The organism is Nonlabens sp. Asnod3-H03, assembly GCF_045063665.1.
Lineage (GTDB): Bacteria > Bacteroidota > Bacteroidia > Flavobacteriales > Flavobacteriaceae > Nonlabens > Nonlabens ulvanivorans.
In genome coordinates, this window is the sequence record NZ_JBEFOD010000008.1 from 700,866 (window position 1) to 724,404 (window position 23,539).

Below are 23,539 nucleotides of genomic sequence, written 5' to 3' on the forward strand. Positions count from 1 at the left end.
TTTCGCGGAAGCTGTCTTAAAATAGCCAACGTGAATAATTAAAACAGCAAAACTATGAGTAACGTATCGTACTATACAGAAGAAGGGTTTAAAAAATTAAAAGACGAGCTAAAACAGCTTAAAGACATTGAGCGCCCTAGAGCATCACAGGCCATCGCTGAAGCAAGAGACAAAGGTGATTTAAGTGAAAATGCAGAATATGATGCTGCCAAAGAAGCTCAAGGAATGCTGGAAATGCGTATTTCTAAGCTAGAAGCAGTAGTCTCTAACGCTCGTATTATTGATGAGACTGATTTAGATCTATCTAAAGTCCTTATCCATAGCAATGTAAAAATCAAAAACCTGAATAATAAAATGGTCATGAACTATAAGCTCGTGGCACAAAGTGAGTCTGATATTACTAAAGGTTTAATATCTGTCGATTCTCCTATAGGGAAAGCCTTATTAGGTAAAGAAGTAGGTGAAGTTGCCGAGGCTGTTGTGCCAGTAGGAACCATTAAGCTAGAAATTATGGAAATTTCAAGAGGATAGTTATGAGTGTATTCACAAAAATTATTAACGGAGAAATCCCATGTTACAAAGTAGCAGAAAATGAGGACTTTATCGCTTTTTTAGATATTAATCCTAATGCTCCAGGACATACCTTATGTGTTCCTAAAAAAGAGGTCAATAAAATCTTTGACCTCGATAGCGAGACTTACTTTGACCTAATGGATTTCTCTAGAGAAGTTGCACTGGCGTTGAGAGAAGAAGTAACCTGTTTAAGAATCGGGATGAGCGTTATAGGACTAGAAGTTCCTCATGTACATGTACATTTAATACCACTACGTGATATGGAAGACATGCGTTTTTCAAATAAAGTATCATTATCTGATGAAGAAATGCAAGACATCGCTACGAGAGTTAAGGCGCGATTTGACCATTAAGTATTAAAAACCACATCGATCATTAAGACCTGTAAGGTATAGATTAATAACATCATAAGATTTAATGATATCATTAACAGGTAGATTAACGAGATAGGTTTTACCTTTGTAAAAAATTAATATTATGTACCCAGCAGAATTAGTTCAACCGATGCGCGATGATTTAGGAAACGCAGGTTTTGAACACTTATATACCGCAGACGCTGTAAATAGCGCAATTAGTAAAGAAGGAACAACACTAGTAGTAGTAAATTCAGTATGTGGATGTGCTGCTGCAAATGCGCGTCCTGGAGCAAAAATGTCTTTAGAAAACGCAAAAAAACCAGATCATATCGTGACGGTATTTGCAGGTGTAGATCGTGAGGCAGTAGATGCAGCAAGAGCAGCTATGATTCCTTTTCCACCTAGTTCACCTAGTATGGCATTATTCAAAAACGGTGAGTTAGTGCACATGTTAGAGCGTCACCACATTGAAGGTCGCCCAGCAGAGATGATTGCTGAAAATCTTAAAGAAGCTTACAACGAGAATTGCTAATACATTTCTAGTTTAAGAAATAAAAAAGGTTGTGTAGAAATACACAACCTTTTTTATTTATACAGCACCATTCCTTTTACTATGCGTGCATATCAATTGATTCAAACATCGATGGATATGCACTTTTTGCATTATATATTTGTGCTATGCAAAAAATTATCTCGTATCCTTTAACGATACTACATTTTATACTCTTTTTTTTGATGCTGGTGATCTTTCATCCTATCCAGTTGATATGTCATAAAATATGGGGATATGACGCCCATAGAAAAAGTGTTGCCATTTTAAACTGGTTTTTAATGCAAACCCAGCTGCCGCTTTTCAACACCTTTGACTTTAAGTTTAAAGAAGAATTGCCTGTAGGGCCATCATATATATTTGTGAGTAATCACCAGAGTATGTTTGATATACCACCATTGATTTATCACTTGCGTCATTATCACGCAAAGTTTATTGCAAAAAAAGAACTAGCAAAAGGAATACCTAGTATATCTCTTAACCTGCGCATTGGTGAGAACTGTGCCATCGATCGCAAGGACGCAAGACAATCTATTGCGGCATTAATAAAATTTGCAAAAAACGTTTATGAAAAGAAACGCAGCGTTGTGATTTTTGCCGAAGGTTCTAGAAGCCGCACTGGTGTTCCTAAGCCTTTTAAAACTAAAGGTTTATTAACGCTTTTTAAATATATACCAGATGCTGTCGTTGTACCAGTAACGGTAAACAACTCATGGAAAGTGGATCGCTATGGGAAATTCCCTTACGGTATCGGTAATAAGATTTCTGTATTGGTACATGAGCCTATACCTATCGCTGGTCGTGATGGAGAAGAAGTTATAGCACAGGCAGAATCAGTAGTACATGGTGCGGTAACCAGTACAGCAATAGATTCTTAAGTTAAGAAATGCTGTAAATAACTGATTATTATTGTAATTACGCTTTCGCGAAAGCGAACTAAACATTAAAACACGTACTTTTAAAGTCTATTAATATATTTATGAATATCAAGCCCCTAAAAAATATACGCATCGAGGTGATGCAATCGCTAGAAAGTAAGGTGCAGTCCTTTATGGATGAGTACTTGATTCCGGTCGACAAGATATGGCAGCCTACAGACTTTTTACCTAACTCTCAAGAAGATACTTTTTTTGATGAGGTTACAGAATTAAGAGAGCTGGCAAAGGAACTACCTTATGATTTTTGGGTAGCTCTAGTCGGAGATACCATTACTGAAGAAGCATTACCTACCTATGAGTCCTGGCTTATGGATGTAGAAGGTATTAATCAAGTAGAAGGAAAAGGTAATATATGGTCTAAATGGGTACGCCAGTGGACTGGTGAAGAGAATCGTCATGGCGATGTGTTGAACAAGTATCTTTACTTATCTGGTCGTGTGAACATGCGCGAGATAGAGATTACCACACAACATTTAATTGCAGACGGTTTTGATATAGGAACAGATCGTGATCCTTATAAAAACTTTATTTATACTAGTTTTCAAGAATTAGCCACATATATATCACACAATCGTGTCGCAAAACTCGCACGTGGTTATGGTAATAGTGCGCTATCTAAAATGTGTCGTATGATATCTGGTGATGAGATGCGTCATCACAAAGCATACAGCATGTTTGTTACTGAGATTTTTAAAGTAGACCCTAATAATATGATGGTTGCTTTTAAAGATATGATGGTTAATAAAATCGTTATGCCTGCTATGTTTTTAAGAGAAGCAGGACAATCTATGGGATCTGCTTTTGAGGATTTCTCAAACAGTGCACAACGTATCGGTGTCTACACAGCACAAGATTATATTGATATCATGCAAAAGTTGATTGATATGTGGGATATCGCAAATATGAAAGGATTGAATGAAGAGGCAGAAAAAGCACGCGATTATTTAATGAAGCTTCCTGCACGTATGGAGCGTGTTTCTCAACGTATAAAAATACCAGAAGAAATCACTCGTTTCACATGGGTAAACCCAGCCATGACTACTTAAACACAAAGTTGTAAATTATTTAAAAATCCTTAGATCTCATCTAAGGATTTTTTGTTTACAAAGTATTGAAGGACTTCGGCTTGATTATTGTTAATTCCTTACAATGTCTTATTAAGTTATTACATTTACGTATCATGAAAATCTACCAAAACAGTCTGCGCAATCGCATTTTTATAGCGATGATTTTATTGACACTTATCTCCAGTCTATTGATCGCTGGAATGTCTATTTATCAATCAAGAGAACAGGCTAAAGATTACCATTCTAAAAGATTACAACGTAAAGAACAGGCCATTAAAGAACAAATTGCCTACGAACTGCGCAAGACCGACTTTGAAGTAGTCACAGAAAATCTTCAATTCATTTTCAGAGAAGAAATTTATGGGATAAGCGATATCCACGGTATGCCTGTAAACATGTACGATTTACAAGGTCGTTTAATAAAAACTTCAAAACCTAAACTTAAAGCCGATAGTCTAGAACTACAGATCAATCATATCATTTTGGAAGGTTTGAAGACCTCTGACACCAGGCGATATGTTATTGAATTTGAAGAAGATGGGAAGAAATACCTGTCTAGTTATTCTTATCTAACTGATAATCAGTTTAAAAATATAGCGATTCTTAATTTACCTTATCTAGAGAATGATGATTTTATGAATTACGAACTCAAGGAATTTCTCACTAGACTTTCTGGGATTTATGTTTTGATGTTCTTATTCTCTATAGGGTTAGCTTACTTCTTGTCTAAATATATTACCAAATCTATTAGCCGCATCAGCGATCGTTTTAAAGAGATTAATATCGCACAACGTAATGATAAAATTGTAATAGATGAGTCTGATGCTGGCGAGTTAAACGCGCTGGTAATGTCTTATAACAATATGGTTGACCAACTAGAGGAAAGTGCCGTAAAACTGGCTACAAGCGAGCGTGAGCAAGCCTGGCGAGAAATGGCAAAACAGGTCGCGCATGAGATTAAAAATCCGTTGACGCCTATGAGGTTAACGGTGCAAAGTTTTCAACGTCGTTTTGATCCAGCAGATCCTGATTCACAAGAAAAGCTCAAGGAATATAGCAACTCACTTATTGAGCAAATAGACGTGATGAGTAATATTGCCAGTGCATTTTCTACCTATGCGACCATGCCAGCGCAAAAAAGTGAAGAGACTGATGTACCTATGGTGACACAGCTTGCGCTAGATATTTTTAATGAGTCGTATATTACTTATGAAGAAGATGCGGCTTCACTGTTTGCCATCTTTGATCGCACACAGCTTATAAGGGTGGTTACTAACTTGATAAAGAATGCTATACAGGCGTTAGATACCGATAGGTCTCCAGAGATTAAAGTGTCTGTCACGCATGATAAATACAATGTTTACTTAAAAGTAAAGGATAATGGAACTGGTGTTCATGAAGATCATCAAACTAAAATTTTTGAACCTAAGTTTACCACAAAAAACAGTGGTATGGGACTAGGTCTTGCGATGGTAAAGCAAATCGTAGAGAACTTTAAGGGCACGATTACCATGACTACTGAAGTAAATGTAGGGACTGAATTTACGGTTCAAATACCTAGATCTCGATAAATCCGCTTTCGCGAAAGCGATACTAGGAATTCTTATCATTTTTTTAAAGATTCAAATTCTTACTTCACTGCGGTTATGTCTATTTTTACAACAGTAAAAAATAATAGATCATGAACAATATTCTAGTTGCTACAGAAAATAAAATCACAACCATTACGATCAACAGACCTAATAAACTCAATGCGTTAAATAAAGAAACCATTGCAGAATTAAGTCAGGCAATAGATACTGCCGAGGATAATGAAAATACAAGGGTGATTATTCTAACCGGTAGTGGGGAAAAAGCTTTTGTCGCTGGTGCAGATATTGCAGAGTTCGCAGACTTCTCTCCAGAACAAGGTAAAGAGCTTGCCGCTCATGGACAAGACATACTTTTTAATAAAGTTGAGAACTGTTCTAAGCCTGTTATCGCTGCAGTAAATGGATTTGCACTAGGTGGTGGACTTGAACTTGCAATGTCTGCTCATTTTAGAATAGCAAGTGATAATGCTAGAGTAGGATTGCCAGAAGTCTCTCTAGGAGTCATACCAGGATATGGTGGTACACAGCGTTTACCACAATTAGTAGGTAAAGGACGTGCTATGGAAATGATTATGACTGCAGGAATGATAGATGCTGCGACGGCACATTCTTATGGATTAGTAAACCACGTTGTGACACAAGATGAATTGATTTCTACTTGCGAGAAAATCGCAGGAAAAATAATGCGTAATAGTCCAGTAGCAATAGGTGCTGCTATTGACGCGGTAAATGCAGGTTATATTGATGGAGTCGATGGTTATCAGGCAGAAATTGACTGCTTTGGTGCATCTTTTGGAACAGACGACTTTAAAGAAGGAACGACTGCGTTTTTAGAAAAGAGAAAAGCTGAGTTTTAGAAATAAAACTTTTAAAAGTCAAAAAAGGGCGGATTTATTTCCGTCCTTTTTTGATTTACTTTTTGTTGTATGATCTTTAAATAAGTTGGATTTATCCTCTAAATAAGAAAAAGTCGTCTTTCATATCCTCAATTTTTTCATCCTTATTGGTGATGATGTAGTCGAGTGCTTTTTCCGTAAATTCTAATCCTTTATCTGTGAGAGAAACAATTTGATTATCGATGGTAATCATATTGTTCTTTTCGGCAAGTTGCAACACAGAATTTGCCTTTACTTTACGCCAGTTGATATGTTCTTGAAGATGTGCTACACGTCGCTCGTTTTCACTATCGTGATTGTTCAGGTGTAATAAAAAAGTAAGTAATGAAACCTCTATACGTTGCCTACTTTGTCTAAACAGTACTGCAATTAATCCTTTACTAGGTGCAAATAGATATATTAGTAAAAATAAAAGCCCTAATACCGTTGTAATAGAACCTGAAATAGAAGCGTCTAGCCAGCGCGCAAACCAGTATCCACCTATCGCACTTCCTACTCCAAAAAGAACTGAAAGTATTAGCATTTTACGCAAGTCAGTCGTTAGAAGATATGCCGCAGCTGCTGGAGTTATCATCATTGCAACTACAAGAATGGCACCTACGGCGTCAAAAGCTGCTACTGTAGTTACAGAGGCAACACTCATTAACCCGTAATGTAAAATAACAGGTGAGAACCCTAAGGCACTAGATAAACCAACATCAAATGTGCTTATTTTTAATTCTTTATAGAAGGCGAACAATAATACAAGTGTAATCACTAGAATCACTGAAATAGTCCATAATCCTTTAGGTCCAAAATCGGCATTATCGATAATAAGTCTATCAAATGGTGCATAAACCAGATCACCTAATAAGACAGCGTCTACATCTAGATGCACATCGTTTGCATTCTGGGCAATTAATATAACACCTATACTAAACAGTGCTGGAAAAACTAATCCTATTGCGGTATCTTCTTTAACGAGACCTGTTTTTTGAATTAGCTCTACGAGAACTACAGTGATGATACCACTAAAAGCGGCAAAAATAATTAACCATGGAGATGCTAGGTCATGAGTTATAAAAAACCCAATTACAATTCCTGGTAAAATAGAATGACTAATGGCATCACTTATTAATGCCATCTTGCGCAACACAAGAAAAACACCTGGAATAGCACAGGCAGCAGCAGTTACGGCAGCTATAAGCTGTATGTCAATCATAGGACTCATGACTCTGGTAGATTATTGTTGTATAAATTTGCTGCAGTCTCAAAACCGTCTTCAGTCATGGACCAGTTTTGGCCTTGAATAGTAATCCAGTTTTTCTCTTCTAATTTAGACAGTGTTTTTTTAGTAAACCCTTGAAAGCTATTTAAAATCCTAATGGCGTGCGGTCGTGATATATCATCATGATCGCGCACAATATCATACATAAAGTACAGTGTTTTCTTGAGCTGAAGATCACGTCTGTTTTTGATCAACCTAATTTGTTTAAAAATGATACCTCTTTCTGGAGAAAATAAGAAGGAAACTATAACAAATATGGCTGCTACTAATACGATTACCGGACCTGTAGATAAATTGTTTTGACTTGCACTGATAGCAGTACCAAATACACCAGAAAAAGCGCCAAATATAGCTGCAAGGATGACCATAGTACTCAGGCTATTGGTCCATTGTCTTGCAGCGGCAGCAGGTGCGAGTAACATTGCACTCATTAAAACAACTCCAACCGTTTGTAGTCCTATTACAATAGCGAGAACGATAAAAAAGCTTATCAAGCCATCAATGAATTTAGTATTAAACCCTAAAGTCATTGCATAGTTTTTGTCAAATAATAGTAGCTTAAATTCTTTCCAGAATAATAGCATCACTAAGAGGCTAATCCCAGTAACTATGACCATTAATAATACATCACTTTCTACTAAGGTTGCTGCTTGACCAAAAAGATATTTATCTAATCCTGCTTGATTTGCATTAGGCTGTTTTTGAATATAGGTTAACAATAACATTCCAAAACCAAAGAACAAGCTTAAGATAAGTCCCAAAGCGGTATCAGTTTTTAAATGAGTCTTAGTGGTAATGCCTCGTATCCAGAAAACGCCTATTAGGCCACTTACTAAAGCACCTAATAGTAAAACATTAGAATCTTTTGCGCCAGTAATCAAAAAAGCAACCGCTATACCTGGTAATGCAGCATGTGAAATGGCATCTCCTAATAGGCTTTGCTTGCGCAATACAGCAAAGCTTCCTAGCATACCGCATATAGCGCCTAGAACTGCAGTTCCTAACGTAATCGTACGCAAAGTATAGTCGGTAAAGTATTGGGTGATGTCCATATTATTGTTGAACCGCTACTTTATAATTAATACCATAGGTTTTAGTCAGGTTGTCATCATTAAAAATATCCTTTACAGGACCTGTTGCGATATGTTTCACATTTAAAAAGGTTACCCAATCAAAATATTCGGGTACTGTCTGTAAATCGTGATGAACGACTATAACTGTTTTACCAGCTTTACGCAGTTCTTTTAAAATATTAATAATAGCAATTTCTGTTGTCGCATCTACACCTTGAAAAGGTTCGTCCATAAAATAGATAGCAGCATTTTGAACTAATGCACGAGCTAAAAAAATACGTTGTTGTTGTCCTCCGGAAAGCTGGCTTATCTGTCTGCTTTTAAAGGCAAGCATACCTACTTTTTCAAGAGCTTCTAGAGATAGTTTCTTTTCCTTTGCACCAGGTCTTTTAATCCATCCCAATGAGCCATAAGTACCCATCATAACCACATCTAGTGCGGTAGTTGGGAAATCCCAGTCTACACTACCTTTTTGTGGTACATATGCTACTTTATCACGTTGCTTTGTATAGGGTTTACCATAGATTGCAACAGATCCCGCGATAGGGTCTATAATTCCTAATATAGATTTTATTAAGGTAGATTTTCCTGCACCATTAGGACCGACTATAGCCATTAAAACTCCTTCAGGAATAGATAAATCTATATCCCATAATACTGGCTTATAATTATAAGCGACCGTTAAATCATCTACAGCTACAGCTATTTTAGTTTTCATTATTTAAGTGCATTAACGATGGTGTTGACATTATGTCTATACATTCCTATATAGGTACCTTCTTCAGTACCTGCGCTACCTAAGGCATCACTAAAAAGCTCTCCACCTATTTGAACTTCATGATTTTGTGCTCTAACAGCAGCTTGTAAAGCTTCTACAGTGCGTCGTGGCACACTACTTTCAACAAAAACAGCTTTAATTTTATGTTCAATGATAAATTTTGTAATGCGTTGCACGTCTTTTACTCCAGCTTCTGTAGCCGTAGAAAGCCCTTGTAGACCTACCACCTCAAATTTAAAAGAACGACCATAATAATTGAAAGCATCATGTGCTGTAACTAGAATACGCTTCTCTTGTTGTAACTCATTAATTTTATCGCTTAGTTCTGTTTTAAGAGCAGAAATTTTTTCAAGATATAAATCCCTGTTTTTTTCAAAGGCAACTTTGTTTTCTGGATTCTTTTTAACTAATGTTTCAGTTACATAATGACTCATTTGTGTCCAGTAATTGATGTCAAACCAGATGTGTGGATCATAATTACTAGCAAAATAATCACTACCTATAAGAGTTGACTTATCTAGTGCATTACTGATAGCTATAGTAGCTTTACCGCGTGCATTCATTTTTTCAAATACATCTACTAGCTTGCCTTCTAGATGCAGCCCATTGTAAAAAATAATATCTGCATTTGCTAGTTTGGTCATGTCACCTTCACTAGGTTTATAAAGATGAGGATCTACACCGCTACCCATCATACCTTCAACCTCGATTAGATCACCACCTATATTTTCTACTAGATCTGTAATCATTGTTGTGGTGGTAACGACTTTTAATTTACCATTATCTTCCTTTTGTGTTCCACAGCTTATAAGCAGTATGGATAGTAGTATGTAAAAAGTGTTTTTCATAATTGTGTATTGTGATTACGCTTTCGCGAAAGCGTGATTTTTACTTTTTTAAGATTCTATAACTCAAGCCAATACTGAATAATAAATCTTGTTGAGTATTACTGTCTTGAAAACCAGTTCCTACTGTGGCATCGAGCTGGAAGTTGTTGTTGACCAAATATGTTATTCCTGCGTCCCATAGATGTGCAGATTTGCCTTCTTCTGGGAAATCTCCATAAAGTTCTCCATAAACGCCTATTTTATCTGTAATAGAATGTCCATATGATACACTATAAATATATTCTAGTGAACGATTATCGCCTATACGAGTTCCTAGATTGTAACCTAGTCCAGACTGATTTGTTAATGTATGATTAAACGCAAAAATAAACTCCATGCCTGTGTCTTCTGGTTTAAACTCGCTTACCGCCGTGAAAGGAAGACGTAAATGGGTTAATAAACCTATTTGTGGTATCCAATCTTTTTCTTCTGTAATTTCAATTTTTGCACCGATTAAAAGAGGATTAAAGCCCGTAACGTCAAAAAGCTCTTGTGATCCATCCTTTGTGTTTGAATTTAAAAAATCCCAGCCTAAACGTAATTCAAAATTATTTGAGAGCCCATATCTTAAAAGTGTGGTATTATAAACGGTCTCTGTAATTTTTAATCCATTTTCGCTATTATCTACAAACGTGGCACCAGTTTCTATTTGAAAATTGCCTTTACCAACTGTAAATGGAGATTCTGTGACATCTGGTCTGTCTGTTATAAGGGCATCCTGATTGTCATCACTGGTTTGTGCAGTTGTTACGGCGATTATTAATAGATTGATAAATAGTAAAACTTTTTTCATCATAAAACTTTTAAATAAAGGTTGTCTGCAATTGTTTTTGAGATATGTAACTCTTTTAAATCTGTCTTGATAAGACATGATCCATCAAAGGCCTCTAATTCTAGAAGCTGAATTTGAGTACCTAATTCAATTTGATGTTTATCTAAGTATTGTAAAAAACGGGTCGAGGTGTCATGCACACCAGCGAGAACACCTGATTGGCCTTTTTCTAATTTTGAAATAGCGGTTTTTGCTGTCTTTTCATAATTACCTTGAGCGTCTGGAATGGGATCTCCATGAGGATCATATTTAGGGTATTCTAGAAGTTTATCTAGCTCATCTATAAGTTTGCGAGACTGGATATGTTCTAATTGTTCTGCCACTTCATGCACTTCATCCCAGGAAAAATCAAGTTTTTCAACCAAAAATACTTCCCATAATCTGTGTTTTCTGATGATTTGGGTCGCACAGTTGATACCATTCTGTGTTAGTCTGGTTCCTTTATAAGGGATATACTCTGCTAGATTTTTATCTGCTAATTTCTTAAGCATATCAGTAACTGATGATGCTTTTGTATTCATTCCACCAGCAATATCGTTAGTGGAAACTAGATTTTTACCATCTTGAAGGTGATAAATCGTTTTAATATAATTTTCTTCTGAGACCGAATGCATAAGGCAAAGGTAAAGTATTTATTTGTTAAGAGTAAATTAAATTTTAGCCTTGTCTAAAAATGTAATTATTATGAATCGATGAATACCATAATAGAATTTATAATAGAAGAGTTTATAAGATAGTATGTCTTATAAATCGTTCAACAGGAATTGAATTAGAGATGTGATGGATGGTCGTTATGCCATACCGCGCTCTTTACGAACGGTTTCATAAGCTTCTTGTACTTTGCGGAATTTTTCTTCGGCACCTTTACGGTAGGCTTCATCCATATCCATTAATTTATCTGGATGATATCTTTTGGCCATGGTGCGGTACGCTTTTTTAACTTCGTGATCTGGTACACTTTTATCAATCTCGAGAATCTTATATGCGTTATCTCTATCTTTAACAAACATAGCTTTAATAGATATGAAGTCACGTTGTGTTAACCTAAGATAGCCTGCTATTTGTTCTAGAACTCTTAGTTCTGAGTCACTTATGTTACCGTCTGCCTGAGCAATGCCAAAAAGAAAATGAAGGATTTGAATACGTGATTCAATTCTCGTACGGGCATTTAAAAATTGACAAATTCGAGCTGCGTTTAACTCTCGCTTTTTAACGACTTCATTAAATACTCTAAAAATCTGAGAGGCACGCTGCTCTCCATAGCTCTGTATGAAATAATTGCGCACATATCTTAATTCACTGTCGCTTACCTGTCCATCTGCCTTTATAACTATAGAGGTAAGTGATAATAAATGTAATTCAAAATCTTGTGGGCTTACAGATTGTCTCTGACCTCGATATGGATTTGCATTTCTTTGTGAGCTATTACTAGAGGTAAAGGCATTAAACAATAATCGTAAAACAAAGAAAAGAACTATATAACCTAAAAATGACATTAACTGAGTTGAGCGGTGAAAAATATGAATTTGTATTTACTTTGTAGTCAATCCTTGTGCCAATTGTGAGATATGACAAGTTGACTTTAAAGGCTTTCCATTCGTCGACACTTAAACGTCATCCATCGATAGATACATGTGGAGTCATCGATATAATCTGAGCAAATTTATTATTCACATTAATTTGCTATTATATTAAGAGACATGAAAGCACGTAGATTAAAGGTTTTACTCATTGAAGATGATACTATTGAAGTAATGAAAATGCATAGAGCGTTATCAACTTTAAATGAGAAACATAGTATTGTTGAAGCTAATAATGGGGAGACGGCCTTATCAATTTTAGAAAAAAAAGATCAGCTTCCTGATATAATTTTGCTAGATTTAAACATGCCTAAAATCAACGGGATAGAATTTCTATCTATCCTAAAAAAGGATGATAGGTTAAAATATATACCAACAATTATCTTAACAACGTCAAATAATCAGAGAGATTTACTAGCTTGTTATAATTTAGGTATTGCTGGATATGTATTGAAGCCTTTGAAGTATGAAGAGTATGTAGAGAAGATCTCTAGATTAATGTCATACTGGAGTATTAATGAATTATTTATTGCCTAAGTAATATGAAAGGAATAGTTTTTACAGAGTTTCTTGATCTTGTTGAAGAGAAATTTGGGTTAGGGATGGTTGATCAAATTATTGAACAATCACAGCTGCCTTCTAATGGTGTCTACACGTCTATAGGTACGTATAGCTTTGCTGAGATGCTGCAACTCATCCAGAATTTGAGTGCAAATACTGGATTAAGTATTGATCAATTACTGCTAGCTTATGGAGAACATTTTTTTAATGTAATTGAAAATAGTTATCCTGGACTTTTAGCTACTTATAAAGATCCTATTGAGATGCTTTCTTCTATAGAAAATCATATTCATATAGAGGTAAGAAAGATATATCCAGATGCCGAATTACCAACATTTGAGGTTCTTGAAAAATCTGATCAACATCTTGTTATGATTTATAAGTCTAGCCGAGCAATGCATCATTTTGGTTTGGGATTAATGAATAGAACATTTGCACACTTTGAAATGACTTCTAACATTCAAATAGAGAAAATTAAGGAAGATGGAACTGAAGTGAAATTTACTATCCATAAAACTTAATGAGTAGTTCTGATGTCGAAATATTAAAACGTGCGCTCGATAGGGAAAAAGCTGCTCGTAAACAGGCTGAAAAAATCCTGGAACAAAAGGCAGCAGAATTATATGAGCTTACTCAAAAGTTACAGCACTCCAACCAGCAATTAGAATCATTAATAGATGAAAAAACATCAGAATTAAACGGTGTTTTTGAAAATATTGTTGATGCTTATGTGGTTACTGACTTGATAGGTAATGTGTTAAAGATGAATGAGCCTGCAATAGGATTACTTGAAGCAGACTTTGAAAAAGAGTCCATTAACATCATGAATCTTATTCATCCTACAGAGTATGATAACGTGATGGCCAGTTTTCAAGAATTGATAAAACATGGCTCCTTAACAGATGTACACGTTAAAATAAGAACCAAAAATAATCAAACAAAACTAGTTCATATTAACTGTAGCATCATTTACGATGCTCAAGGTAAAGCTAAGGCGGCTCAAGGTATTGTACGTGATATTACCAAAAGCAATGAAGATGAGAAGAGACTCATTGAGTCTGAAAACAGACTTTCTACATTAATTTTAAATCTTGAAAATGCTGTTTTATTAGAAGACGAAAATCGCAAGATCGTTTTAACAAATAATAGATTTTGTGAGTTTTTTGAGATTCCTATGACACCAGAGCAAATGGTTGGTATTGACTGTTCTGAAGCAGCTGAAAATTCAAAGGAGTTATTTGTTAATTCTCAGGGTTTTATTAAAAGGGTTGATGAAGTGTTGAGTAGAAAGGAAATGGTGACCGGTGATGAGTTGATTATGGTGAACGGTAGGATTCTTGAAAGGGATTTTATTCCAATTATTGAGAGTGGTTCTTATAAAGGACATCTATGGTCTTATAAAGATGTTACTTTAAAACGTTCATACCGTAAAAGTCTAGAGACTCAAAAGCAAAAGTATAGTAGCATTATTGCTAATATGAATTTAGGGCTGGTAGAGGTAGATACTAATGAGAGTATTTTGATGGTCAATCAAAGTTTTACTGAGATGAGTGGCTATTCTGAGGAGGAAGTATTAGGAAAAAAAGCGTCATCTCTTTTTCTAGAAGAAGAAAATATCCATGTTTTTAAAGAGCAAACTAGAAAAAGAATTAAAGGAGAATCTAGTTCTTATGAGATTGCTGTAAGAATTAAAAATAATGAAGAACGCCACTGGTTGATTAGTGGTGCTCCCAACTATGATATTGAAGGTAATGTGACTGGCTCTATAGGGATTCACTTAGACATAACAGATTTAAAAAGTTTAGAGATTCAGAAAGAGTTGTTACTCAAACAATTAGCAAGGAGTAATGATGAGTTACATGAGTACGCTCATATCGTATCTCATGATTTAAAGAGTCCATTACGTAGTATATATGCCCTAGTGAACTGGTTAAAGGAGGATAATCTTGATAAATATGATGATACTAGCCTAACAAATATTTCTCTAATAGAAGAAACTTTAGAGAAAATGGAACAGCTTATCGGAGATATTCTAGATTACTCTAGTCTCAATTCAACTAATAAAGAGTTTACTAAAATTAATTGTAATGAATTATTAATTGATTTAATTAAAGTGATTTATGTGCCCAGTCATATTGAAATCAAATTGAATGGTGAGCTACCAGAAATTAATGGAGATAGAACTAAGATTAATCAACTTTTTCAAAATTTATTAAGTAATGCCGTTAAATTTATTGATAAGGATAAAGGTCTTATTGAGGTAAGTTTTGAGGAGCTTACTACTCATTATAAATTTAGGATTAAAGATAATGGTATAGGTATTGACCCAGCATTCCATGATAAAATATTCAAAATATTTCACGCTTTAAATAAAAACAAAGATTCAACAGGTATAGGGTTGTCAATTGTTAAGAAAATTGTCGATTTACATCAAGGTAAAATTTGGTTAGAAAGTAAGGTTGGAGAAGGAACAACATTCTTTTTCACATTAAAAAAATAACAAATGATTATTAATCAGCATTTAAAATTAAAAAATCAACCTTGGAAAAATATAGGTGATCAAAAGACTTTAAACAATCCTTTGGTGTTAGCTTTTGGAAATAGATTCCTACTAGAATCACCTACTATATTTGAAGAAGTACAATCGATGTATCCTGATGCTCATATCGTACTTGGTTCTACTAGCGGTGATATCATGGATGATAATGTTAATGATGAATCAATCTCTATAACTGCTATTGAGTTCGAGAAAACTCGTTTCTCGATTAAAACGGCAAATGTGCTCAATGAGCAAAAAGACAGTTTTAAAACAGGAAAACATCTTATAGAACAATTTGATGCAAAAGATTTAAAACATGTTTTTATTATATCTGAAGGAAGTTTCATTAATGGAACTCAACTTACATTAGGAATGAATTCTGTTCATGGAGATGACTTATTGATTACAGGTGGCTTATGTGCAGATGATGCTAGATTTGAAAAAACGATTTGTGGATATAACTGTAATCCAAAATCAGGAGAAATAGTGGCCATAGGGTTTTATGGAGAAAGTTTTGAAGCCACATTCTCTATACATGGTGGATGGATTCCATTTGGGCCAGAAAGAATTGTTACTAAATCTAAAGGCAATATACTATACGAGTTAGATGATATGCCTGCGCTAGATTTATATAAAAAATATTTAGGAGAAAAATCAAAAGAACTCCCAGGAGCAGCTTTACTATATCCTCTCAATGTGAAAATTGAAAATCAAAATCAATCTATAGTTAGATCGATTTTGAATATAGAAGAAGATGACAATGCCATGGTTTTAGCTGGTGATATTCCTGAAAACTCTAAAGTTCAATTAATGATGACTAACGTCGATCAAATAGCAAATGCGGCAGAAAGAGCTGCTAGGCAGGCAGATGATGTTAGAGAAAACACTTCTCAATTAGCGCTTTTAGTAAGTTGTATTGGTAGAAAATTAGTTCTTGATCAAAGGGTAGAGGAAGAGATTGAAGAAGTGCGCAATGTATTAGGTCAAGATGTTGTGATTTCTGGATTTTACTCTTATGGAGAGATTGCTCCTTTTCATGAAGAAATGAAATGTCAATTACATAATCAGACCATGACGATTACTTTATTAAGCGAATAATGAACTCTTTACTTAAACGTCAAATTAGGAAGTATCTAGGTGAAGAGTTAGCCCAACACCCAGATTTTAAACTTTTCTTTGACGCGATTAATAGTTCTTACAATACACATGATGATCAATTTGCTATGTTGCAAAGAGCGATGTCTATAAGTTCGCAAGAACTCTTTGAAGCAAATAAAGAATTAAAAGAAAGAGCAGATTCTCAAACCTTAGTTATTGATAAGCTTAATAATGTCATTAATACATTGAAAAGTTATGATTTAACAGACGATGGACGCTCAAGTGATGATACCTCCGACAGCTTTGGTCTAGTTAATTTAATAGACCGGCAAACGAAAGAAATACTTGCATTTAACCAACAACGAGAAGAGTTATTAAGTGAACTCTCACATCAAAATCAGGAACTGAGCGATTATGCACATATGGTTTCTCATGATTTAAAATCCCCTTTACGTAGTATTGATGCTTTAGCATCATGGATCAGTGAAGATTATTCAGCCACGCTAGATAAGAAAGGCATTGATAATCTAGAGTTGATAAGAAGTAATGTTCAAAAAATGGATACTTTAATCAATGGTATTTTAGAGTATTCAACAATTGGAAAAACAAAGGTGTTGTTATACGATGTAGACTTACAGGTGTTAATTGACACAATCCTTAGTATTGTATACGTTCCAGACCATGTGGAAATTGTTCTATTAAATCCATTACCTGTAGTACAAGGTGATAAATACCGACTACAGCAATTATTTCAAAATTTAATTGATAATGCAATTAAATACAATGACAAAGAGAAAGGTTTAATAGAAATAAATGTTGAGGAATTATCCAGTCATTGGCAGTTTTCAATTAAAGACAATGGATTAGGAATTGATAAGCCGTATTTTGAAAAAATATTCAATGTCTTTCAAAAACTTGAAAACAATGTAAACTCTTCTGGTATAGGACTTTCAATTGTTAAAAAAGTTGTAGAATTATATCAAGGAGAGATTTGGGTTGAATCTCAATTAAATCTAGGAACTACATTTTATTTTACTTTACCAAAGAAATAATGGAATTACCAAATAGGTCATATATTGATAGTTTGTGTCGTGGAGATAAAGCTTTTGAAGAGAGGTTGTTAGCTGTTATTAAAACAGAGTTCCCATCAGAAAAAGAGGTTTATTATAATGCTCTAAAAGCAAAAAATCTTGCAGAAATTGCTGAAGCAGTTCACAAATTAAAGCACAAAATAAGTATCTTGGGACTTGAGAAAGGATACGCACTAGCTGCACAATATGAAAATGAGATTCTTGATGAAAATTTTAATCATTCTCAATCTTTTGAAAAAATATTAGATAGTATGACAGAGTATCTTAAAACTTTATAGCAGGTAAAGAATGAAATGCATTATTATAGATGATGAAGCTACGGCTCGACTAATTATATCAAAGTATTGTAGTGATGTGAAAGGCCTTAACGTATTAGAGGAATTCTCTAATGCGATAGATGCTATGAAATATTTGAATCAAAATACTGTAGACTTAATTTTTCTAGACATTCATATGCCAGGCTTTAACGGTATAGATTTCATACAAACGATTAAAGATCCACCTAATGTTATTTTGACTACCTCAGATCCTAATTTTGCAATTGAGGCGTTTGAATATGAATGTATTGTAGATTATTTGATAAAGCCACTTACTGAAGATCGTTTTATTAAGGCTATCAATAAGGCTTCTAATAGTATAAGTGCAACTCAAAAAGAAACAAATTCTTCTAAGAAGGAGTCGACAGAGGATGTACTTTATGTAAACATCGATAGACGTCTTATTAAGATTGATATGCCCAGCATTTATCTCGTAGAAGCAAAGGGAGATTATATTATGATTAAAACAGAAACTAAAAATTATATAGTCCATTCCACACTTAAAAAGATTGAGGGAAAATTACCTGACCATACTTTTCTAAAAGTACATCGTTCTTATGTGATTAATATTAGTAAGATAATTGATATAGAAGATAACTGTGTTTTAATTAAAAAAGACATCATCCCAGTCAGTAGATCTAACCGCCCAATATTAATGAAAAGATTAAATTTACTATAGTGTGGTATAAACACTAAACTTCATAATAACACCACTCATCTACACTTCTCTTTGATTCATCGTTTTAAATTAAAACAGCCTTGAATCTCCTTTAGTTTTGACATGAAATTAAACAATTGTCAAGATGAAAAAATTATTACTCGGTGTCTTTTTCTTAGCTAATATAGTTCTTAGTCAGAGTTATCAATACTTAGGTACTTATGATTCTATGGGAACACCTCAATACCTGGTAAATCCTAGTGATGTAGTTGATACTGCTACGATGGATATGATAGGTTACTCCTTACCAGAAGGATATCCAGTTCCTACTTATAATCCACATTATATCACTTCTGGATATGAAACAGACATAATCGTTGAAAGCCTTGCAGATGTTTGGGTGACATTTGTTAGTGAAGGTGCTGGTTACAAAAATGTGCTAGGTTTCTACACTTATGATATTACAAATCCACCAACGACCAGACCTACTGCTTCAGAAATTACTATTATCTTCCCTAATGTATCAGCGTTATATAGTGGTGGTGGTTTACAAACAGGAGATAAAGTTAAAATCGGAACTTTTCCCGCTGGAACAGGTATAGGCTGGGTACTTCTAGCAAATGCATGGAACTCATCTACTGCTGCAGTTGGAACTGCCCAATGGGACCTCTTTTCTAATCCTAGCTTTAATCCAGAAGCTCAAGCAGATTTACAGTATCATAATGTACTATTGCAAGATCCAGAAAATGAAAGAATTATTCTAGGCTTCGAAGATATTAGAAGAGATTATGGATCCTGTGATAACGATTTTAATGACGCTATCTTTTATGTAACGGCAAATCCATATACTGCACTTAAAACTTCAAATTATGCAGACATTAGCAAATCATCTACCGTAAGTTCTGGTAATACAGGTGGTCTAGAAAGTAATGGTGATCTAGCTAGCCTTATTGCAAAAAGAAATTTTGAACGAACTAAAAGAAACTTCATATCTAATAAAGAAACTCAAACTGAATTTAATCAGTCAGAAGTGCTATTAAAATCTGGTACTAACACAGCTCAATTAGACAGTTACTTGCCACTTACAGGTATGTATGGTACTGAAACAGCTTATGTTTCAACACCACAAGACCTTGTTAATGTTACGAATGCAACCGAAGTTTTTTCAGTAGATTATTATGAACAAAATAATAGAATTGCTGCGGTTCTAGCGACCGCTTCAACAGGTTCTATTTATGATCATTCTAAAGCTATTTGTGACAGACTTAATAATTCTGTACTAGAAGATATAAGACCAGTTACTGTAAATGGCCATAAAATAATTAGCTCTAAACTGGTTAGAGCTTCTGGTGAGACAGAATATGCTCTAGGCTTTTCAGTAAAATTAGGAGTTAATCAAAATGAGCTTTTCAGTTTTTGGGAAATAGGTCAATATCCATCAGGTGACTTTTACAATTTTCAAATTTGGGGTAGTTCTTATTCTCAAGTATTTGCGTTAACGAACAGTATTTTAGCTAACTTAAATCAAGCGACACCGGTAATCAGTACACCAGTTGCAAACAATATTCCTCCTGTTTTTGTAAGTTCAGGCTATTACCAGGATGGGCAGTTACATTTAGAGTTAACTAATAAAACGGGCGCAACTAGTATTAACTTCAATGGAGATCTTGCAACCACAGAAGTTTCTGGACGACAGGCAATCAGTCAATCCATTAATCTATCTGGTAATTTACATGAGACGATAAGTATTCAGACAGGAAATTTATTTGACATAGGATTCTCCTTATCGATAAGCAATCAACAACAAGATGCTTTATATCTAGCAGACGGCCCATGGGGAATGGATTACCTGACTGATTATGCTAGTGTTTCTAGTTTTAACGTTCAAAATGCACAGCCTAGCACGACAGGAAACGTTCATAATATTGAACGAAATCCATCTGTTCAGGGAACGGTAAAAGGAAACTTGAATTTATTTAGACATTTATTACCTGGTGAGCAAACGTTAGATGTATCTACTTATACAGCTCTACAATTTGACATTATAAATGATCAACCAGTAGAAATCATTTTGGTACCAGAAACATCAATTCCATGGAGTGACCGCTTTAAATTTACAATACCAGCAAACACCTCTAGTACAACTTATGATATTGCGTTTGTTGATTTTATAAACTCTAATGGGGTATCCTTTGCGCACACAGATATTAAGACGATTGTATTCTCGGTTATTAGTGACTATTCAAATACAATTTCTTTTTCTATCGATTTAAATGATGTAAGACTAGGTGATTATCAGTCTACACTTTCCATAGAAAATGTTGAAGATGAGGTGTTAACTCTTAACAATGCGCCTAATCCATTTACAAACACAACGACCTTTCAATTGCCGGTTGAGAGCGCAGTAATTGAAATTAGCGTTTATGACTTATATGGTCGTACCGTAGACTATAAGAGCATTAAAACCACAAATGGTAATTTAGAGTTTCAATACCATTCTCCTGACCTTAAAACAGGTCTGTATCACTTTAATGTGATAACAGATCAAGGTAGGAAATTCACAGGTAAATTCCTGATTAATTAAATATTAGAGTAGAAAAGAGTAGGAGTAGTAGGGTTGTTTTGATACGCTTTCGCGAAAGCGTATCAAAACTCCCTTTTTTTATTTAACTCTAATCGTTTCAAACAAAGGTTTATTAGATAACAACCATTTAAATCTGAAACCAACCTCTGTAAATGTAAATCCAGCTGCTGTTGTAGAAGCAATATTACTTTGCTGTCCATAAATGTCAAGCGCCGTGCGATCTGAAAATTTATAGCCCAAGGATGCTTGTAATCGATAGGTAGATTGTCTGCCGTTGTCCTCTATAAATTGGTAACCGGTTGCAGCGCTTAAATCATAATACCATTGATCTTTTTTGATGCTATCTATACTTCTATTAAGGTTAAAGAAAATTTCAATGGCATTAAATCTACTAGGACTAAAGTATACCGTTGGAACTTGATTCTCAAACGTGATATATTGATAGTTCAATCCAGCTTTAAGTGATGGTTTTTTTAATAATTTATAATATAGTGATGTAAACAAAAGGTTCCTTGAATTACCATCATTTTGAGACGTATAAAAATATTGAGTGAACCATCCTAGATTAAAATTAGTACTCAAGTTATAATTGATGTAATAATTGCTTTGCACTAGTTGGCGCTCTAATAATGCGGTATTAAAACTCTCTACATTTCTCTTAAATCCAATATCTATGGATTGTAGTTTAATAGATTTAATTTGAAGTGAGATATCAGTTGTTAATTCTTCATAGCTATTATTATCTGCATTAATGCTATTGATACCAGCTATTCCTTTAAGCTTGATGTTGGGTAAAAACTCATAAGCCGCACCTATTTGAAAAAGTTGTGTTGTCGCTTGAGAAGAGAGTTGGTCATTAAAAGTATCTCTATAATTATAGCTTCCTAAAAGCGCAAATTTTGTATTTAACGGAACTGTTAGGTTAACATCTAGATTGTAAGCCTCGTTGTCTCCGTTATCAAAGCTATAACTAGGTTTTACCGTCGCCACTGGTGTAAATTGCTGATCTAGGTTTTTAATAAATTGAAGTGCATCTTTCTGGTCCTTATAAACTTCTAATGTCTTACTTGCAGATGTATAAGCATCTTTATAATTCCCCATTGCTTTTTGAGCGTTTGACTTACCCAAGTTCCCATCAAATGAGGTGCTGTCTGTCATAAGAATCTGATTATAATCATTAATACTCTTCTTAAAATTACTTTTATAAATATTTAAGGTAGCTCTTAATGCTAGCAACCAGTTTTCTGGACCTGATTGTTCTATTTGATCACTTAATTTAGCTTCTGCTTCTTTGTACTTGCCATTCCATATCAGTGCTTGAATGTTGCGCTCTATAGTTTGCTGCTCAATGTTTTTAGGTGTAGTTGTGTTTAGAATAGACATTGATTTTTTTGAGTATTGCAATGCTGTCTTTTCTTTGCCTTTTAAATGTTGTACTAGAGAAATCCCATTTAATGATAAAATACTATCTGTTTGAGATTTATTAATTTTTTGATAGGTGATTAAAGCACTGTCTACTTGTGTAGCTATTAAGTAGGTGTTTGCTAGAACCTGTAGCGTTTCTGTATCGTATTCTAGAAACTCTAAATTATCTTTTAATAATTGAGTTGCAGACTCATAAGATTGCGCTTGTACTAGTTGATTTGAATAGCCTAGATTGATGTATTTTTTTGATGTTAATGCATTAGGATTTCCTGGATCAATTACAAGTGCTTTATTAATATAATCTTGAGCTTGTGGATATTCTTTAAGGTTAGATAACGTATTTGCATATCCCAAAACCGCTGGAAAACTTTGATCATTTTCTTTTAATAAACCTTGATAATAAGACTTTGCAGCAATATACTTTTTGTTCCATAAAAGCGATTCGGCATAGTTTAATTTGATTTCAAAATCTTGCGGATATTGTTTTAAAAGTTCTTCAAATATGGTCGTCGCTTCATCGGGATTACCACTTAATCCCGTAGCTCTTCCTAGACATAATTGAGCTGTTTTATTATCTGGATAATCTTTAAGAATGTCTTTAAAAAAAACTTTTGCCTGTTTAAAATCACCTTTTTCAAGTAGTTCAAAACCTGCATTCATGTTTTGACTATATCCATAATGTGCCGCCAATAAGACGATGATGGCTACATAAGTCTTCTTAATCGCTTTTTGTAAATAAGGTTGAAAAGGTTTCATCATAAGATATTATTCATTCGTCTACACTTAATTGCTACTAAACGAAATATGCGGTTTTGACCTCAAGTTCAGAGGCATATTTGCAATGTAATTAAAATCAACTAACAATCTAAATATAAAG

23 protein-coding genes are annotated in these 23,539 nt (G+C 34.4%); 15 read left to right on the forward strand and 8 right to left on the reverse strand.

The features are described 5' to 3' along the window. The first annotated feature begins 54 nt into the window (after positions 1-54). From greA to ACJJVI_RS06450, 7 genes are all read left to right on the forward strand, one after another. A complete protein-coding gene (gene greA, locus ACJJVI_RS06420; RefSeq protein ID WP_405351065.1) occupies positions 55-531 on the forward strand; it encodes a transcription elongation factor GreA in 477 nt (158 codons plus the stop codon). Between the two features lie 2 nt (positions 532-533). Beyond that, entirely contained in the window at positions 534-926 is a 393-nt protein-coding gene (locus ACJJVI_RS06425; protein ID WP_042245374.1) for an HIT family protein, read from the forward strand. Positions 927-1,050: 124 nt separating this feature from the next. Further along, positions 1,051-1,461: a BrxA/BrxB family bacilliredoxin gene (locus tag ACJJVI_RS06430; protein WP_006796555.1), complete on the forward strand. Its 411-nt coding sequence runs from the start codon at positions 1,051-1,053 to the stop codon at positions 1,459-1,461. A 146-nt stretch (positions 1,462-1,607) separates the two neighbouring features. Then, a complete protein-coding gene (locus tag ACJJVI_RS06435; protein WP_036582999.1) occupies positions 1,608-2,357 on the forward strand; it encodes a 1-acyl-sn-glycerol-3-phosphate acyltransferase in 750 nt (249 codons plus the stop codon). 101 nt (positions 2,358-2,458) lie between these two features. After that, complete coding sequence (locus ACJJVI_RS06440) at positions 2,459-3,463, forward strand: acyl-ACP desaturase (RefSeq protein WP_036582997.1); 1,005 nt, start codon at positions 2,459-2,461, stop codon at positions 3,461-3,463. Positions 3,464-3,597: 134 nt separating this feature from the next. Then, positions 3,598-5,055 (forward strand): ATP-binding protein, encoded by a 1,458-nt coding sequence (locus ACJJVI_RS06445; protein WP_405351068.1) that lies wholly within the window; start codon positions 3,598-3,600, stop codon positions 5,053-5,055. Positions 5,056-5,165: 110 nt separating this feature from the next. After that, positions 5,166-5,933 carry an enoyl-CoA hydratase/isomerase family protein gene (locus ACJJVI_RS06450; RefSeq protein WP_405351070.1) on the forward strand — a complete coding sequence of 256 codons (768 nt, stop codon included), beginning with the start codon at positions 5,166-5,168 and terminating at the stop codon, positions 5,931-5,933. A gap of 91 nt (positions 5,934-6,024) precedes the next feature. Here ACJJVI_RS06450 and ACJJVI_RS06455 read toward each other — a convergent pair whose 3' ends face one another. The 7 genes from ACJJVI_RS06455 to ACJJVI_RS06485 all read right to left on the reverse strand — a co-directional run bounded on the left by ACJJVI_RS06455 (position 6,025) and on the right by ACJJVI_RS06485 (position 12,305). After that, a complete protein-coding gene (locus ACJJVI_RS06455) occupies positions 6,025-7,182 on the reverse strand; it encodes a metal ABC transporter permease (protein WP_036582991.1) in 1,158 nt (385 codons plus the stop codon). Next, a complete protein-coding gene (locus tag ACJJVI_RS06460) occupies positions 7,179-8,291 on the reverse strand; it encodes a metal ABC transporter permease (protein ID WP_036582989.1) in 1,113 nt (370 codons plus the stop codon). The genes ACJJVI_RS06455 and ACJJVI_RS06460 overlap by 4 nt, the downstream gene beginning before the upstream one ends. Before the next feature lies 1 nt (position 8,292). Further along, a complete protein-coding gene (locus tag ACJJVI_RS06465) occupies positions 8,293-9,030 on the reverse strand; it encodes a metal ABC transporter ATP-binding protein (RefSeq protein ID WP_405351073.1) in 738 nt (245 codons plus the stop codon). Beyond that, positions 9,030-9,938 (reverse strand): metal ABC transporter solute-binding protein, Zn/Mn family, encoded by a 909-nt coding sequence (locus ACJJVI_RS06470; protein ID WP_405351075.1) that lies wholly within the window; start codon positions 9,936-9,938, stop codon positions 9,030-9,032. Before ACJJVI_RS06470 ends, ACJJVI_RS06465 begins: the two co-directional genes overlap by 1 nt. Before the next feature lie 40 nt (positions 9,939-9,978). Beyond that, the gene (locus ACJJVI_RS06475) at positions 9,979-10,770 is read right to left on the reverse strand and encodes a transporter (protein WP_405351077.1); all 792 of its coding nucleotides are present in this window, start codon (positions 10,768-10,770) and stop codon (positions 9,979-9,981) included. Beyond that, a complete protein-coding gene (locus ACJJVI_RS06480) occupies positions 10,770-11,423 on the reverse strand; it encodes a metal-dependent transcriptional regulator (protein ID WP_042245394.1) in 654 nt (217 codons plus the stop codon). The genes ACJJVI_RS06475 and ACJJVI_RS06480 overlap by 1 nt, the downstream gene beginning before the upstream one ends. A 177-nt stretch (positions 11,424-11,600) precedes the next feature. Beyond that, positions 11,601-12,305, reverse strand: a complete 705-nt coding sequence (locus tag ACJJVI_RS06485; RefSeq protein WP_036582980.1) for a molecular chaperone DjiA — start codon at positions 12,303-12,305, stop codon at positions 11,601-11,603. 204 nt (positions 12,306-12,509) lie between these two features. Here ACJJVI_RS06485 and ACJJVI_RS06490 point away from each other — a divergent pair, with 204 nt between their 5' ends. From ACJJVI_RS06490 to ACJJVI_RS06525, 8 genes are all read left to right on the forward strand, one after another. Beyond that, on the forward strand, positions 12,510-12,926 hold the full coding sequence (locus ACJJVI_RS06490; RefSeq protein ID WP_036582979.1) for a response regulator: 417 nt from the start codon (positions 12,510-12,512) through the stop codon (positions 12,924-12,926). Between the two features lie 5 nt (positions 12,927-12,931). Next, complete coding sequence (locus ACJJVI_RS06495; protein ID WP_405351081.1) at positions 12,932-13,471, forward strand: heme NO-binding domain-containing protein; 540 nt, start codon at positions 12,932-12,934, stop codon at positions 13,469-13,471. Beyond that, the gene (locus tag ACJJVI_RS06500) at positions 13,471-15,450 is read left to right on the forward strand and encodes a PAS domain S-box protein (RefSeq protein WP_405351084.1); all 1,980 of its coding nucleotides are present in this window, start codon (positions 13,471-13,473) and stop codon (positions 15,448-15,450) included. Before ACJJVI_RS06495 ends, ACJJVI_RS06500 begins: the two co-directional genes overlap by 1 nt. Before the next feature lie 3 nt (positions 15,451-15,453). Further along, positions 15,454-16,587 (forward strand): FIST signal transduction protein, encoded by a 1,134-nt coding sequence (locus ACJJVI_RS06505; protein ID WP_405351085.1) that lies wholly within the window; start codon positions 15,454-15,456, stop codon positions 16,585-16,587. Then, entirely contained in the window at positions 16,587-17,639 is a 1,053-nt protein-coding gene (locus tag ACJJVI_RS06510; RefSeq protein WP_042269385.1) for an ATP-binding protein, read from the forward strand. The genes ACJJVI_RS06505 and ACJJVI_RS06510 overlap by 1 nt, the downstream gene beginning before the upstream one ends. After that, the gene (locus tag ACJJVI_RS06515; protein ID WP_042295241.1) at positions 17,639-17,956 is read left to right on the forward strand and encodes an Hpt domain-containing protein; all 318 of its coding nucleotides are present in this window, start codon (positions 17,639-17,641) and stop codon (positions 17,954-17,956) included. Before ACJJVI_RS06510 ends, ACJJVI_RS06515 begins: the two co-directional genes overlap by 1 nt. Before the next feature lie 10 nt (positions 17,957-17,966). Then, a complete protein-coding gene (locus tag ACJJVI_RS06520) occupies positions 17,967-18,674 on the forward strand; it encodes a LytR/AlgR family response regulator transcription factor (protein WP_405351087.1) in 708 nt (235 codons plus the stop codon). A gap of 124 nt (positions 18,675-18,798) precedes the next feature. Beyond that, a complete protein-coding gene (locus ACJJVI_RS06525; RefSeq protein WP_405351089.1) occupies positions 18,799-21,237 on the forward strand; it encodes a DUF4114 domain-containing protein in 2,439 nt (812 codons plus the stop codon). 78 nt (positions 21,238-21,315) lie between these two features. Here the strand turns inward: ACJJVI_RS06525 and ACJJVI_RS06530 are convergent, their stop codons facing one another. Further along, positions 21,316-23,418, reverse strand: coding sequence for a tetratricopeptide repeat protein (locus ACJJVI_RS06530; RefSeq protein WP_405351090.1), 2,103 nt, complete (start codon positions 23,416-23,418; stop codon positions 21,316-21,318). Positions 23,419-23,539: the final 121 nt, after the last annotated feature.